The 14900-nt window shown below is 64.7% G+C and carries 11 protein-coding genes and 2 tRNA genes; 4 read left to right on the top strand and 9 right to left on the bottom strand.

The window, feature by feature from the left end:
* Positions 1-167: 167 nt before the first annotated feature.
* Positions 168-884, bottom strand: coding sequence for a FadR/GntR family transcriptional regulator (locus AB4Y36_RS21415; RefSeq protein WP_069267574.1), 717 nt, complete (start codon positions 882-884; stop codon positions 168-170).
* 372 nt (positions 885-1256) lie between these two features.
* Positions 1257-2816, bottom strand: coding sequence for a mannose-1-phosphate guanylyltransferase/mannose-6-phosphate isomerase (locus tag AB4Y36_RS21410; RefSeq protein ID WP_368616173.1), 1560 nt, complete (start codon positions 2814-2816; stop codon positions 1257-1259).
* A gap of 763 nt (positions 2817-3579) precedes the next feature.
* Here AB4Y36_RS21410 and AB4Y36_RS21405 point away from each other — a divergent pair.
* Positions 3580-4314 (top strand): Crp/Fnr family transcriptional regulator, encoded by a 735-nt coding sequence (locus tag AB4Y36_RS21405; protein WP_069267576.1) that lies wholly within the window; start codon positions 3580-3582, stop codon positions 4312-4314.
* Positions 4315-4470: 156 nt separating this feature from the next.
* Here AB4Y36_RS21405 and AB4Y36_RS21400 read toward each other — a convergent pair whose 3' ends face one another.
* From AB4Y36_RS21400 to rnr, 5 genes are all read right to left on the bottom strand, one after another.
* Positions 4471-5082, bottom strand: coding sequence for a hypothetical protein (locus AB4Y36_RS21400; RefSeq protein ID WP_368684019.1), 612 nt, complete (start codon positions 5080-5082; stop codon positions 4471-4473).
* Positions 5083-5154: 72 nt separating this feature from the next.
* On the bottom strand, positions 5155-5748 hold the full coding sequence (locus tag AB4Y36_RS21395; RefSeq protein WP_069267578.1) for a hypothetical protein: 594 nt from the start codon (positions 5746-5748) through the stop codon (positions 5155-5157).
* 808 nt (positions 5749-6556) lie between these two features.
* Positions 6557-7252 (bottom strand): ribose-5-phosphate isomerase RpiA, encoded by a 696-nt coding sequence (gene rpiA, locus AB4Y36_RS21390; RefSeq protein ID WP_069267579.1) that lies wholly within the window; start codon positions 7250-7252, stop codon positions 6557-6559.
* Between the two features lie 112 nt (positions 7253-7364).
* Positions 7365-8108 carry a 23S rRNA (guanosine(2251)-2'-O)-methyltransferase RlmB gene (gene rlmB, locus AB4Y36_RS21385; protein ID WP_069267580.1) on the bottom strand — a complete coding sequence of 248 codons (744 nt, stop codon included), beginning with the start codon at positions 8106-8108 and terminating at the stop codon, positions 7365-7367.
* 221 nt (positions 8109-8329) lie between these two features.
* Complete coding sequence (gene rnr, locus AB4Y36_RS21380) at positions 8330-10792, bottom strand: ribonuclease R (protein WP_069267581.1); 2463 nt, start codon at positions 10790-10792, stop codon at positions 8330-8332.
* A 394-nt stretch (positions 10793-11186) separates the two neighbouring features.
* Here rnr and AB4Y36_RS21375 point away from each other — a divergent pair.
* The 3 genes from AB4Y36_RS21375 (at position 11187) to AB4Y36_RS21365 (ending at position 12023) form a co-directional block, all read left to right on the top strand.
* Positions 11187-11273: transfer RNA gene (locus AB4Y36_RS21375), tRNA-Leu, on the top strand.
* 176 nt (positions 11274-11449) lie between these two features.
* Positions 11450-11536 (top strand) — tRNA-Leu (locus AB4Y36_RS21370).
* A 181-nt stretch (positions 11537-11717) separates the two neighbouring features.
* Positions 11718-12023, top strand: coding sequence for a hypothetical protein (locus AB4Y36_RS21365; protein WP_069267846.1), 306 nt, complete (start codon positions 11718-11720; stop codon positions 12021-12023).
* A gap of 26 nt (positions 12024-12049) precedes the next feature.
* Here AB4Y36_RS21365 and oxlT read toward each other — a convergent pair whose 3' ends face one another.
* Both oxlT and AB4Y36_RS21355 read right to left on the bottom strand, forming a co-directional pair.
* Positions 12050-13375, bottom strand: a complete 1326-nt coding sequence (gene oxlT / locus AB4Y36_RS21360; protein ID WP_368684018.1) for an oxalate/formate MFS antiporter — start codon at positions 13373-13375, stop codon at positions 12050-12052.
* 129 nt (positions 13376-13504) lie between these two features.
* Entirely contained in the window at positions 13505-14899 is a 1395-nt protein-coding gene (locus AB4Y36_RS21355) for an NAD(P)(+) transhydrogenase (Re/Si-specific) subunit beta (RefSeq protein WP_368684017.1), read from the bottom strand.
* Position 14900: the final 1 nt, after the last annotated feature.

Raw genomic sequence — 14900 nt, 5'->3', positions numbered from 1 at the left:
TCCGGCTGTGAAGTCGAGGGCGGCCGCACGACGTACGTCATGTACGTCACGCGCGGCGCACCCAAAGACACGCACGATACCGGCACACGCGGCGCGCCGCAATGCGCTCGCATCGATCCACGCTCAGCGCCTGGATCGATGCGAGCGAAGCGACGCCGCGAACGGCCTTAGCGCTGCTCCAACTCCGGCGCGAGCGCGCGAGTGAGTTCGTCGGCGGTGTATTCGATCATCGCGAGCGCGGCCGCTTCGGCTTCTTTCGGCGCACGCCGCTCGATCGCTTCGACGATGCGCCCATGGGCCGCCACGACGTTGTTCCAGCCGCCGTCACGCGTGCTGAGAATCGGATTCACCAGCGAGAGCGCGCCACGAATGATCGCGGCCATCTGCTGATAAAACTGATTCCCGCTCGCCGCGAGGATGCGCGTGTGCAGAAGCGCGTCGGCGGTCTGGAAATTCGGATCGTCGGTGCTCGTCTGGCGCAGCGCCTCGAACGCCTCGCGAATGCCGGCAATGTCCGCCGCGCTCGCGCGTGTGGCCGCGAGCGCGCACGCCGCCGGTTCGATCAGGCCGCGAAATTCGATTACGTCGCGCAAAAACGTCTTGTCCGGTTTCGAGCGGAAACGCCAGTTCACGACGTCCTCGTCGATCATGCGCCAGTCGCGCATGGGCCGGATGCGCGTGCCTATTTTCGGCCGCACGTCGAGCATATGACGCGCGAGCAGCATGGAGAGCGCCTCGCGCATCACCGTGCGGCTCACGTCGAACTCCTTCGAGAGGATGTCCTGCGGTGGCAGCACGGCGCCATACCGCTCCTCGACGATGCCTGAAATCAGCCCGTCCATCACCTTGCTGACGAGCGAGCGTTCCTTGTTCCCCAGTTCCATGACCCTACCCCCCCCGATGTGGGCGTTATCGCCCCTGTTTGCCGGATACTGCGCGGGCCCTCGTGCGTCGTCGAACTTAGGTATTACGTTGCATGCGCTTCGCATAATTCGCCAGCCAGGATATCTCCTGACATGATGCTTGCGGCATGCATCTTGTTCGTATTTACGCGTGTTACGTCGGCCCTTGCGCTGCTGTTTTTGTAAGGCGATCGTATGGATCGCCCGCTTACTTCAATCGGCACGCTTTCAACTGGCTTCAAATCGATCGGCAGTCCCTGGCTGTGCATATGCAGGGATGCCGGCGTGCATGTTTCTTCTGCGCACGCTTTTTCGCGCGCGGCCCAACATCGTGCTTTTCAATGTTGTACTTGTTCACCGTTGTATCCGGCCGTACTCATCGTCGAAGCGCACGATGTCGTCTTCGCCCAGATAACCGCCTGACTGCACCTCGATGATCTCGAGCGGCGTCTTGCCCGGATTCTCCAGCCGGTGCCTCACTCCCAGCGGGATATAGGTCGATTCGTTTTCCGAAAGCAGGAAAACCTCCTCGCCGCGCGTGACGCGCGCCGTGCCACGCACCACGGTCCAGTGCTCCGCGCGGTGATGATGCATCTGCAGCGACAGCCGCCCGCCCGGCTTCACGACGATGCGCTTGACCTGGAAGCGTTCGCCCTGATCGAGCGAGTCGTAGCAGCCCCACGGCCGCTCCACGCGCCGGTGATGCTGCGCGACCGCGCTGCGCTCCTGCCTGAGCTTGCCCACGATCGCCTTGACGTCCTGCACGCGATCTCTCGCCGCGACGAGGACCGCGTCGGCCGTTTCGACCACCACCACGCCGTGGACACCCACGCAGGCCACGAGCCGTCCGTCCGAATGTGCGAACGTGTCGGTCACGTCTTCGAACATCACGCGCCCGCGGGCCACGTTGCCGCTCTCGTCCTTGTTCGACACCTGCCACACCGCATCCCACGCGCCCACGTCGGACCAGCCGGCCACGAGCGGCACGACCACGCCCGCGAGCCGTGCGTCGGCGCCGAGCGACTCCATCACCGCGTAGTCGATGGAATCGGACGGGCACGCGGCGAGCGCTGCGGCGTCGAGATGCACGGTGCCGTCGGCGTCGATGGCGGCCGCCTCGAACGCCGCCGCGCATTGCGCCGCGATAGCCGGCCGGCAGTGCGCGATCGCGGCAAGCCACACCGATGCGCGCACCACGAAAATGCCGCTATTCCAGAGGTAATCGCCGGAGGCCACGTAAGTCGCCGCGAGTTCGGCGCCCGGCTTTTCCACGAAGCGCTCGATCACGCGTGCGCCGCTCGCGCCGAGCGCCGCGCCCGCGCCGATGTACCCGTAGCCGGTCTCCGCGCGCTGCGGCGGCACGCCCAGCGTGACGATCGCGCCGCGCGCCGCATACCCCACTGCTTCCTCGAGCGCGGCGGCAAACGCGGCGCGATCCGCGATCAGGTGGTCCGCCGGCATGGCGATGAGCACCGGGTCGCTGTCGCATCCGGCAAGCGCGCCATCGCGACCGAGCGTCGCCTCGTGCCCGGCGCGCGCCGCCAGCGCCGCCACAGTGAGCGCCGGCGCCGTGTTGCGCGCGACCGGTTCGAGCACGACGCGAGCGGGCGTGCCGCTGCGGCCGAGCCGGTCGACGGTCATGAGCCGCAGCTCCTCGCTGCTCACGACGACAGGCGCGGCCTTGCGGATCGCCGCGCCCGCCTCGGCATACACCCCGTCGAGCCGCCGGACCGTGGCTTCGAGCAGCGACTCGCCGTCGAGCAGGTCAATCAGCTGTTTCGGGCAGTGCTCGCGCGAGAGCGGCCAAAGCCGCGTGCCCGAGCCCCCGGCCAGCACCACGGGCTGAACGATGAGCGCGACTTCGGGTTCATTGGCTGCCGCGATCAAACCGGCAGGCGTCACAAGCTGATTCATGCAGTGAGCTCCCCGTTGAAATACGTCGGGTCACGTCGACGAACGCCGCGCCTGCCTGCCGGCGGGCTCGTGCGAAGCGTCACGCGCCTCCCGGACCTCTAAAGCCTCGCAACGCCTCGAGGCTTTTTACGGACCTCATTGGAGCAAACCTCGGCATGCCAATCTGTACGCATACCCACACTGATCGCATGCGCAACGGCGGGCGCGCCGTAAAGCCACTCGCACGCGACGTTTCAGCGCCGAACTTTTTTTCGGCGGCTTCGTTTGCGTTGCAACAGAACTGAATCAAAACCGCTTGTTTTCTGGTCGCTGCCCGAATCGCCCCGGAGCCATGTTTCAACGAGGAGCCATTTCTGAATCCCCCGCTCGACAGGGGAAATAATTCAATGAAATCACCGGCTTGCGACTTCCACCGAGGCGATGCGCAGGGCGGTGGTCCGCAAATTCGCCGTACAAAACTGAAACAAAAATGCGGTGTTTCGCCGCGCTGCCGCATGGCCGACTCGCGCTCAGCCGCTTCAATGCGTGCTTTCGCACCAACTGGCACACACCCTGCTAAAGAGAGATCGCCACACGAGCGCAGATGCGGACGAACGAAACCGCGCAGACAAACGCGAGAGTGGGACGAGGCACGAACAAGCGGGACTATGGGGCCGGCACGACGAACACAAGAGCCGCACGGGAAACGGCAGACAACAACGAGTTCGGCGCACGGAATCAAAAAACAGGAGGCGGCTCGCGCCGCTTCGCACGAGGACCAGTCATGTTAACCCTTCAATCCGATCTTCACGGCAACCATTTGCTGGGCGCCCTCCCGTCGCACGAATGGCAGGCTCTCGCCCCGCACCTCGAACTCGTTCATCTGCGCACCGAACAGTTGATCTGCGATTCCGGCCAGCGCATTCATCACGTGTACTTTCCGACTACCGCGATCGTCTCGCTGCTTTCGACGATGGAGGACGGCAGTTCGGTCGAAATCGCGGCAGTCGGCCGCGAAGGCATGACGGGCGTGCCCGTGCTCACGGGCGGCGAAACGATGCCGAACCGCGTGCAGGTGCAATGCGCGGGCTTCGCCTATCGCATGAGCGCGCAAGCCCTCAAGCAGCAATTCGCGCGCTCGGACTTCCTGCGCCGCCTCATGCTGCTCTATATGCACGCGCTGCTCACGCAGGTCGCACAGACCGCTGCGTGCAATCGTCACCACTCGCTCAGCAAGCAGCTGTGCCGCTGGCTGCTGATCGAAGTGGACCGCGTGGCGTCCAACGATCTCAGCGTCACGCAGCAGCTCATCGCCGACATGCTCGGCGTGCGCCGCGAAGGCGTTACCGAAGCGGCCGGCAAGCTGCACGACGAAGGCCTGATCCATCACAGCCGCGGCCATATCCGCGTGCTCGATCGCGAGGGCCTCGAAGCCCGCGCCTGCGAGTGCTACGGGCTCGTGCGCCGCGAATTCGACCGGCTGCTGCCGCGCCTGCACCAGGCGGAAACGGTCGAGTGAACGCGTAATCGCGCGCGCGTTTTCGTTGCGCGCCGCGAGTTCACTCGCGTCTCGTCAGGCACGGAAGGGATTGCACAGGATTCCGAATCGATCGTATCTTGCGGTGCCAGCTGAAGAGAACAGGAGCGCGCCCTCTCCTCTTCAGCCTTGCGCGATTCAATGAGCCGAAGGCACGACCGCCTGTGCAAGCGGCAAGGCGGGCAAATGCTCGCGTTCGCGCACGAACGGGTCGGTCGGCTCCTGAAGCTTCGAGTCCGGGCTCGTGTCGGCACTGCGCAACTCCACGGGTGCGCCGTCGTTCTTCGCGACCTTGCGATTGTCGCCGCAAGGATGATCGGTCAACGCGGCAGCCTCGCGGAAGTCCTCTTCCTGACACATGATGTTGAACGCAATGTCCTTGCGGTCCATGCGCCATGCCACAGCCGCATTCAAGCGCTTGTTGCAGTCCATGTCCTTGATGGTGCCCGCCGCCGTCGCGCCCACGCCCACCACCGACACCGCGGCGGAAATGCTGCCCCAGCAGGTCTCGGTCACCGAGGCCGTCAAGGCCGGCGCATAGACCGTCGGCGTCGTGCGCACATCGTAGCCGCCGTGATACGTGACGTCCGACGTACCGCCGCTCGGCAATACGACGGTATTGGAGACGGTGCTCGTCTGGCTCGACGTGGACGTGGTCCCCGACGTCATCGTCGGCGTGGTTTGCGCCCACGCGGCGCCTGCAAACAGCAACACCCCGGCAACGGCCATTTTTTGTTTCAGCTTGCTCATTCTTCTCTCCGTGAACGGAAAGGGGGCAGCGCCCCCTCTCCGACGCGCTAGTGAACGGCTGACCCGTTCGGATTACCAGTGCATGCCGCCCGTGAGCGAACCCGAACCGCCCGCTGCGACGATGCCGACGCCGCCATCGGCATTGGCCGTGCCGGTGCCGTTCGCGCTCGCGTTCGACGTGAAGCCCGAGCCGCCGTAGCTGCCGCTCGAACCGTTGAACGACGTGTTGATCACCGACGAATTGAAGTTCTGCGAACCCGACTGCGTGGCGCTCGTGAAGCCGAGCGTCGACGAATTCTGGTTCGTGGTCGTCGTGCCGGTCTGGCCGACGTTGCCGTTAGCCGTCTGGCCGTAAGTCTGCGAGTTGCCGTTTTGCGTCGTGTAGCTCGAACCGAACGTGAGGCTCGCGTTCGAGAACGACTGGTTGCCTTGCGACACCGTAGCGTCGATATGGCCCGGCACCGTCAGCGCCGACGTGAAGCTGCCGTTGACCGACGAGGTCGAGTTCGACGTGAGTGCCGTAGCGCCAAAGCCGACGCCCGCTGCGCCCACCGCCGACGTGGTGGAGGACGACGGCGCGCCCATACCGCCGGCACCGCCTGCGAATGCGGCAGCCGAAGCGAAAGAGAGCATGGCGGCGAGCGAAATGGCCTGAATCTTCTTCATGATTGTGGTCTTCCTGATAAGACAGGGGAACGTTGGATGAATGCGCGCACACTCCCCTGATAGTGCGGGCGCATTTAACACGACTTCAATTGCAATGCCGATAAAATCACTGCATCTACTACGCGCAAATATCCCCGCGGACCAGCCCGATATAGGAAGACCGTTTAATGGAGTTACCAGATTAGATTCGCGCGCAGAACGCCACCAAGCTTTACGCATTCGCGCAAATCAGGCGATCATGCAGAATTGAAAATCCAGAGAGCAAAAAGGAATACCCCGTAAAACCCTGTGCCTTTTTTTCGGACCCGCATTGAATAGTAGTCCGACACAAATCGCTCAACACCCGCTGTTGTCATTATTTCCCCGTGCGCCACGCAGCGTACGCCAGCAACTTTCACGCACCGCCTGACCGAAACCCATGGGCCGCCGCGCATTTTCGCGCGCCGCCCTTCCCCTGTCCGGTCGCTTCGACGTCTCTTTTAGCGAACTTTTTGCATAACGCCGCCGGACGGTGAATTTATATCTCAGACAGTCAGATTATTGCTACGTCATTCGCATTTTTGTGTGCGGCTCTCAACGTAGCGAATTGCGAACGCCTTGAATTCGGAGATTCCCTTTCAAAAATCATTGAAGGGCAAATTGAAGTCTCAGATAGATGCGCGGACAACCAGATCCGGAAAATCGCGTTCTTTTAATGATTAATCGCGACGTTCGGTTCGGCAGGCCACGCAGGCCTGCCGGATAAAGAGCGGCAGCGCACAGGCAATCAGGCGCAAGCCTGTTGCACGCGCCGCTCGCGCGAGGCCGCTCAGGCCTTGCGGTAATCAATGCGCTCGACGCCGGATTCGCCGCCGAGCAGGCAGAAGTCCGCGCCGCGTGCGGCGAACAGCCCCACCGTCACCACGCCCGGCCATGCGTTGACATGCGCCTCGAGCGTGCGCGGGTCGCTGATGCGCAGGCCCTTCACGTCGAGAATCTCGTTGCCATTGTCGGTGATAAAGGGCGAGCCGTCCTTTTGCACGCGCAGCACCGGCACGCCGCCGAGCGCCGTCACGCGGCGGCCAATGGCCGTGCGCGCCATCGGCACGACTTCGATGGGCAGCGGGAACTGGCCGAGCACGTCGACGCGCTTGCTCGCATCGGCGATGCAGACGAACACGTCCGACACCGAAGCCACGATCTTCTCGCGCGTGAGCGCGCCGCCGCCGCCCTTGATCATGGCGCCGGCGCCGTCGATTTCATCGGCGCCGTCCACGTATACGGGCAGCGATTCGATCTCGTTGAGGTCGAAAATCTTGAAGCCGTGTGCTTCGAGGCGCGCGGTGGTCGCGACCGAGCTCGACACGGCGCCGCGGTAGCGGCCCTTGCTCGCCGCCAGCGCGTCGATGAAGCAGTTCGCAGTGGAGCCCGTGCCGACGCCGATTACGACGCCTTCCGGCACGTTCGCGTTGACATAGTCGGCGGCGGCCTGGCCGACCAGTTGCTTGAGTTCGTCTTGAGTCATGGGAGTACAGCCCGAGGAGGAGAAAAACGCGGAATCCGCATAGTTTACCGGAGATGCGGGCACGGGCTGCCCGCATCTCGCAGGATCGCGAAACGGCTGATCCTGCCGGCGGTCAGCGCGCGGCCGAGCGTTGGCGCACCGCTTCGAACAGGCAGACGCCCGAAGCGACGGAAACATTCAGGCTCTCGACCGTGCCCGCCATCGGAATCTGCATGACTTCGTCGCAGGTTTCGCGCGTGAGGCGGCGCATGCCCTCGCCTTCGGCGCCCAGCACGAGCGCGACCGGACCGTCGAGCTTCGTCTGGTAGAGGCTCGCGCTCGCGTCGTCGGCGGTGCCGACCACCCACACGCCCGCGTCCTTGAGCTCGCGCAGCGCACGCGCGAGGTTCGTCACGGTGATATAGGGCACGGTGTCCGCCGCGCCGCTCGCCACCTTCGCGGCCGTGGCGTTCAGACCGACGGCGCGGTCGCGCGGGGCGATCACCGCGTGCGCGCCGGCCGCGTCGGCTACACGCAGGCACGCGCCGAGATTGTGCGGATCGGTCACGCCGTCGAGCACGAGCAAGAGCGGCGAGCCCTGGATGCCGTCGAGCAGCTCCGCGAGATTCTGCGCGAGCGCCAGATCGTGCACGCGGGCCACCACGCCCTGGTGGCGCTCCGTGTGCGCGAGACCCCAGAGACGCGTTTCGTCGGCTGCGATCACGCGCGCGCCGGCTTCCTTCGCGGTGTGCAGGAAGTCCTGCATGCGGCGGTCGCGGCGCGTCGGATCGTAGTAGACATCCTCGACCGTGGACGCGTCGTGCCGCAAGCGTGCGGTCACCGCATGAAACCCGTAAAGAACCTTGAGACGTGACATGACTGAGACAACCCCTGATGAACGTTTCGCGGCGCAGACACAGCGCCGCCAGCAACGATAGTCAGCCGGCACGCATCGTGCGGTCCGGCGTATGCAAGCCGCGCGCCCATGCGGCAAAACCCGGCGCGGCAAGCAAGTGAAAAAACCGGGCACGCGCACGGCGGCGCGGCCCGGATAGGTACTGGCTGCGGAGCGCGTTTGACGCTCCGCATGCATGGCGCTCAGCGCTTCTTGCGCGGCGCCTGCTTCTTGGGCGCCGGCTTCACGGCCGAGCGCTTCTTCGCGGTCTTGGCGGCGCCGCGGGCCGCGCGCGCCTCCTTCACCGCGACGCTCGGCGCCGGCGCAGCCTTCTTCTGGCGCGCCATGTCGCCGCCCGGCAGCGCGCGCACACGCGGTCCACCTTCCATGGTGCTCTTGTCGACCGGCATCGGCCGGTTGCCGCCCGGCTTCACGGGCGTATCGCGCACGAGGCGGAAGTCGATCTTGCGTGCGTCGAGATCCACGCGGCTCACCTGCACGCGCACGCGATCCGACAGACGATAGCGAATGCCCGTGCGCTCGCCACGCAGTTCGTTCTTGATCTCGTCGTACTGGAAGTAGTCCGAGCCCAGTTCCGTCACGTGCACCAGACCTTCGATGAAGAGCGCGTCGAGCTGCACGAAAATGCCGAACGACGTCACGCCGCTCACCATCCCGCCGTACTCTTCGCCGAGCTTGTCGCGCATGAAGTAGCACTTGAGCCAGGCTTCGACGTCGCGCGAGGCTTCGTCGGCGCGGCGCTCGTTCGCCGAGCAGTGCAGGCCCAGTTCTTCCCAGATCGCCGTGTTGGCGCCGCGGGCGCGCTTGCCGCGCTTCTCCTCGTCCTCGGCCTGCAGCGCGCGGGCGCGCGGCGAGAGCGCGGTATTGAGCTCGACGCCCTCGGGCGCCTGCGGCTGGTACTTCTTGCCCTGCAGGATCGCGTAGATCGCGCGGTGCGTGAGCAGGTCGGGATAGCGGCGAATCGGGCTCGTGAAGTGCGCGTAAGCCTCGTACGCAAGACCGAAGTGACCGATATTGTCCGGGCTGTACACGGCCTGCTGCATCGAGCGCAGCAGCATGGTCTGCAGCATCTGCGCGTCGGGGCGGTCGCGGATGTGCGCCATCAGCGCGGCGTAGTCGCTCGCGTGCGGCGTGTCGCCGCCGCCGAGCGAAAGGCCCATGCCACGCAGGAAGGTGCGCAGGTTTTCGAGCTTTTCGGCGGTCGGCCCCGCGTGCACGCGGTACAGGCCCGGGTGCTTGTGGCGCTTCATGAAGTCCGCCGCGCACACGTTGGCCGCGAGCATGCACTCTTCGATCAGCTTGTGCGCATCGTTGCGCTGGCGCGGCACGATCTGCTCGATCTTGCCTTGCGCATTGCAGACGATGTACGTCTCGGTCGTATCGAAATCGATCGCGCCGCGCTTCTGGCGCGCGGCGAAGAGCGACTTGTACACGCCATAGAGATTCTGCAGTTGCGGCAGCAGCGCCGCGCGGCGCGTGGCCTCGGGGCCCTTGGTGTTGGTCAGCACCGCCGCGACTTCGGTATACGTGAGCCGCGCCGCCGAGTGCATGACGCCCGGATAGAACTGGTAGGCCTTGATCTCGCCGCGCGCGGTGATCACCATGTCGCACACGAGCACACAGCGGTCGACGTGCGGATTGAGCGAACAGAGCCCGTTCGAGAGCTTCTCGGGCAGCATCGGAATCACGCGGCGCGGGAAATACACCGACGTGCTGCGCTCGATCGCGTCCACATCGAGACCGCCGCCCGGCAGCACGTAATGCGAGACATCGGCGATGGCGACGATCAGGCGGAAGCCCTCGCCCTTGCCCACCTGCATCGGCTCGCAATACACGGCGTCGTCGAAGTCGCGCGCATCTTCGCCGTCGATGGTGACGAGCGGCACGTCGCGCAAGTCCACGCGATAACGAATGTCGGTGGGACGCACGGCGTCGGGCAGCTTCGCGGCTTCGTCGAGCGCGCTCTTGCTGAACTCGTGCGGCACGCCGTACTTGCGCACGGCGATCTCGATCTCCATGCCCGGATCGTCGATGTCGCCAAGCACTTCCATCACGCGGCCGAGCGGCTGCGAGTGGCGACTGGGGAAATCGGTGAGCTCGACGACAACGACCTGGCCGACCTTGGCCTTCTTGGGATTCTGCGTGACGAGGATATCGTGGCCGATGCGCTTGTCTTCCGGCGCGACGATCAGCGCGCCGTTCTCGTTGAGCAGGCGCCCGATGACACTGCGGTTCGCACGGTCGGTGACTTCGACGATATGCCCTTCCGGCCGCCCGCGCCGGTCATAGCCGACGATGCGCGCGAGCACGCGGTCGTTGTGCATGACCTTCTGCATTTCGCCTTGCGGCAGGAACAGATCGTCCTGCCCGTCGTCGCGCACGAGGAAGCCGTAGCCGTCGCGATGCCCCTGCACGCGACCGGCGACGAAATTCGAAGGATGGGCGAGCTGGTAGTGGCCGCGCGAGTCGAGCCGGATCTGCCCGTCGCGCTCCATGGCGGCGAGCCGCCTGAAGAACCCTTCACGCTCCTGGCGCTTGATGGAGAGCGCCTCGGCGATATCGTTCGCAGTGCACGGCGAGTCGCTGGTCCGCAGCACGCCGAGAATCTCTTCGCGGCTGGGAATCGGATACGGATATTTGCTCAAGGGCTTATCGATGGTTGTTCTCGTTGCGTGGACGTCGGATTTCGCGCGGCCCGAATGTGTGATACATGCGGGCGGCGCCCGGTCTTCGAGTGCTGCAATCTGCCGGCCCGTACGTGGATTGCCTGACCGCTCGCGCTGCGTGCGCCACGCTGCACGCAGCACCAGAATCACGGACTTTGGCCGGCGGAACTTCTGCGAGGCATTCTAACACCCGCATCGCACCCTACGAGCCGTGGGAGCGGCCTTGCGGCGCGACGAGACGGCCACTCCACGCGGTCTGCAACGCCTGGGCAGCCGCGCTTTATCGCCTTCCATAAAACGCTTGACAGCCGTTCCGATCCCGCTATAATTTTGGTCTTTGCTGCACAACACGTTGAACAGCAAACGACACCTTGCCCAGGTGGCGGAATTGGTAGACGCACCAGGTTCAGGTCCTGGCGGTGGCAACACTGTGGAGGTTCGAGTCCTCTCTTGGGCACCAGATTCAAAAGGCCGGCTTCATGCCGGCCTTTTTCATTTCCGGCGGCAGCAGCGAGTACAACTGCCCTGCTATCGCGTAAAACGCAGCAGCCGCGTTCCCGGGATGAAGATTTTTTGAAAAGATTTATTGACAGGCACGCGAAATCGCGTCACAATCTTTTTCTAGCTTGAAGACGTGCCCAGGTGGCGGAATTGGTAGACGCACCAGGTTCAGGTCCTGGCGGTGGCAACACTGTGGAGGTTCGAGTCCTCTCCTGGGCACCACGTCTCATCAAGCAGAAGTTAGCAGCACACAGGATTCATCGAAAAAGCCCGCAAATCTGCGGGCTTTTTCGTTTTGCGGCCTGTATCCGCCTGCCTCGCTCCGTTATGTTTCATGGTATACATTGCCACACGGCACGGCGCGTGCGTGCAAACCCATGACAAGCCGATTGAGGAAGACCGAATGGAACTCGTTGTCGTCGCAGCGATCGTCGCCGTCAGCTTTGGCGCCGCCGCGACCTGGCTGCTCGCAACCCGGCTGCCCGAACACTGGCTCGACAAGAGCGCCAGTGAGGGCCGTTATGCCCATCTCGGGTTGGAAAACGAGCGCGCCGCCGAAGCGGACCCGCGTCGCGAGCAAGCTCGCATCGATACGCGGCGCGTACGGCGCTCACGCGTGCGCGCAAGAATACAGGGCGCCGCGCGGATGATGCGGGCGTTGCGCCCCGCAATCGCTCGCCGCGATCACGACCGCACCGCCCGCCCGTAACGCTTCTGGACGCGCTTCAATCGCGCTCACTCACGCGAACCCAGCGGCGAACGGACGAAAGCCGAATCGGCAATCCTCGACTCCTCACCCGACTGAAAGATCCAGCGCCGGCGCATCGGCTGCAAGATCACCTTTGCGCTCACGCCCGCCATCATCGCCACGCAGGCGACCATGTCGAACACCATGTTCCACCCGCCGTGGATCGCCAGCAGCGTAGCGACCGGCACGAGCATCGCCGCGGTCCCCTTCGCGGTATAGAGCGTGCCCGCGTTGCCGGCCGCGTACTTCGCTCCGAACGTATCGGCGCAGGTCGCCGGAAAGTTCGAAAAGATATCGCCGTAGAACAGGAACACGAGCCCCGAGAACAACATGAAGAGATACGGGTCGTGGCCGAACGCGCGCAAGCCCAGCAGCGCGAGTCCCTCGCCGAGAAACGTGATGAACATCGTATTCTCGCGGCCGATGCGATCCGAAATCAACCCGCACAGCGGCCGCGTAAAGCCGTTGCAGAGATTGTTGATCGAGAGCGTCATGGTGAGCAGCGGCAGCGTCGCCGCGACAAGCGTGACCGGCATCGAGGCGAAGCCGTAGCTCTTCGCGATCGGGCCGATCTGCGCCGTCGCGATGATGCCGCCCGCCGCCACGCAGACGAACATCGCATACATCACCCAGAAGACGGGCGCGCGAATCATTTGCCTCGTCGTGTAGTCGGTCTTCGTCGCGACGATGCGCTTCATGCCCGCCGCGTGAGCGGGAGGCTTCGGCCGCACCATCACCAGCGCGAGCAGCATGATGCAGGCACCCTGCAGGAGTCCGAAGAACACGAACGCGCGCTCATAGCCCGACTGCTGGATCATGTTCGAGATCGGAATCACCGTGAGCGCCGCGCCCGCGCCAAAACCTGCCGCCGTCATGCCGGCGGCGAGACCACGCCGGTCGGGAAACCATTTGAGCGCAGTGCCGACGCACGTGCCATACACGCACCCCGCGCCGATCCCCGAGATCACTGCCGCGACGTAGAGCACCGGCAGCGCGGGCGCCCACGCGTCGAGCACCCAGCCGAGCGCCACGCAACAGGCGCCGCCCATGACCACGGGGCGCGGGCCGAAGCGGTCTACGAGCCAACCCTCCACCGGCACGAGCCACGTTTCCGTCACGATGAAAATCGAAAAGGCGAGCTGAATCGCAGCCTGCCCCCAGTGATGCCGTGCATCCATCGGCACGACGAAGAGCGTCCATGCGTACTGCAGGTTCGCCACGAGCCCCATACAGAGAATGCCAGCGACGAGCTGCACCCAGCGGTTGTGCCGCCGGGCGGTGTAGCCGCCATCGATACGATCGGTATATGCCACGTTGTCTGCCTCCATCTGTTGTGATTGCGCGCGGGCTGGTTGCGCATCGCCTCGACGCCGGTGCGTCCGCCACTTCCCGCGTTACAGCGAGCGCGGCAGACGTGTGCCCGCCGCGCCTTGCTTCAAACGTCAAGCGGCTTCGAGTTGCCGCAGCAGCGCGTCGACGCTGCCCTTCGCATCGCCAAACAGCATTCGTGTGTTGTCCTTATAGAAGAGCGGATTGTCCACGCCCGCATAGCCGGTCGCCATGCTGCGCTTGGAGACGACCACGGTACGCGCCTTCCACACCTCCAGCACCGGCATGCCGGCGATGGGACTACCCGCATCTTCCTGCGCGCCCGGGTTGACGATATCGTTCGCGCCGATCACGAGCACGACGTCGGTGCTCGTGAAGTCTTCGTTGATTTCGTCCATTTCGAGCACGATGTCGTAGGGCACCTTCGCTTCCGCGAGCAGCACGTTCATGTGGCCAGGCAAGCGCCCCGCAACGGGGTGAATGCCGAAACGCACGCGAATGCCGAGCGCGCGCAGCCGCCGCGTGATCTCGCTGATGGTGCCTTGCGCCTGCGCGACGGCCATGCCATAGCCCGGCACGATCACGACCTCCTGCGCATCGCGCAACAGCGACCCCACTTCGTCCACGCTGGTCGGCACGACTTCGCCTTGCGGCGCCTCGCTTGCCGTGGAACTCACCGTACCGAAACCGCCGAGGATTACCGAAACGAAGCTGCGATTCATCGCGCGGCACATGATGTAGCTGAGAATCGCGCCGCTCGATCCAACCAGCGCGCCCGTCGTGACGAGCAGATCGTTGTCGAGCATGAAGCCCGTTGCCGCTGCGGCCCAGCCCGAATAGCTGTTGAGCATCGAGACCACCACGGGCATGTCCGCGCCGCCGATCGCCATTACGAGATGCACGCCGAGCGCCGCCGCCAGCACGCACATCACGATGAGCGCGTAGAGCGCGTCGCCGCCATCAGGAGCACTGACGAAGCGATAGCCGAGCGCGATGCACGCGCCCAGCACGACCGCGTTGAGCAGATGCCGCGCGCTCAGCACGAACGGCTTGCCGCTCACCGTGCCCTGCAGCTTCAGGAACGCGACGATCGAACCGCTGAACGTGACCGTGCCGATGAAAGCCCCGACATAGATCTCGGTGTCGTGAATCGCGCGCTCGACGCCGCTCATCGGCGCCTTGGGCGAGAGAAAGTTCGCAAAGGCGATGAGCGTGGCCGCAAGACCCACGAAGCTGTGCAACATCGCGACGAGCTGCGGCATCTGCGTCATCTCCACGCGGCGCGCGAGCATCGCGCCCATCCCGCCGCCCACCAGCGCGGCGATGAGCGCGATTTGCAGGCCCGCACCGCCCGTGACGAGCAGTGTGGCGAGCACGGCGATCACCATGCCGGTCACGCCATAAAGGTTGCCGCGCTGCGCACTGGCGGGATGACTCAGCCCGCGCAGACTGAGGATGAAGAGCGTCGCCGCACCGAGCCACGCCATGTTGCCGATTCCGTTGAGCATG

Source organism: Paraburkholderia sp. BR10936, from assembly GCF_040965735.1.
Taxonomy (GTDB): Bacteria; Pseudomonadota; Gammaproteobacteria; order Burkholderiales; family Burkholderiaceae; genus Paraburkholderia; species Paraburkholderia nodosa_A.
The sequence above is the reverse complement of the archived record's forward strand: the minus strand, read 5'-3'. Positions and strand labels throughout refer to the sequence as shown.

What these genes read in the sequence shown, in the direction of transcription:
- AB4Y36_RS21415 (WP_069267574.1), bottom strand. Translation starts at nt 884, where the DNA reads ATGGAACTGGGGAACAAGGAACGCTCGCTCGTCAGCAAGGTGATGGAC.
- AB4Y36_RS21410 (WP_368616173.1), bottom strand. Translation starts at nt 2,816, where the DNA reads ATGAATCAGCTTGTGACGCCTGCCGGTTTGATCGCGGCAGCCAATGAA.
- AB4Y36_RS21405 (WP_069267576.1), top strand. Translation starts at nt 3,580, where the DNA reads ATGTTAACCCTTCAATCCGATCTTCACGGCAACCATTTGCTGGGCGCC.
- AB4Y36_RS21400 (WP_368684019.1), bottom strand. Translation starts at nt 5,082, where the DNA reads ATGAGCAAGCTGAAACAAAAAATGGCCGTTGCCGGGGTGTTGCTGTTT.
- AB4Y36_RS21395 (WP_069267578.1), bottom strand. Translation starts at nt 5,748, where the DNA reads ATGAAGAAGATTCAGGCCATTTCGCTCGCCGCCATGCTCTCTTTCGCT.
- rpiA (WP_069267579.1), bottom strand. Translation starts at nt 7,252, where the DNA reads ATGACTCAAGACGAACTCAAGCAACTGGTCGGCCAGGCCGCCGCCGAC.
- rlmB (WP_069267580.1), bottom strand. Translation starts at nt 8,108, where the DNA reads ATGTCACGTCTCAAGGTTCTTTACGGGTTTCATGCGGTGACCGCACGC.
- AB4Y36_RS21365 (WP_069267846.1), top strand. Translation starts at nt 11,718, where the DNA reads ATGGAACTCGTTGTCGTCGCAGCGATCGTCGCCGTCAGCTTTGGCGCC.
- AB4Y36_RS21355 (WP_368684017.1), bottom strand. Translation starts at nt 14,899, where the DNA reads ATGCTCAACGGAATCGGCAACATGGCGTGGCTCGGTGCGGCGACGCTC.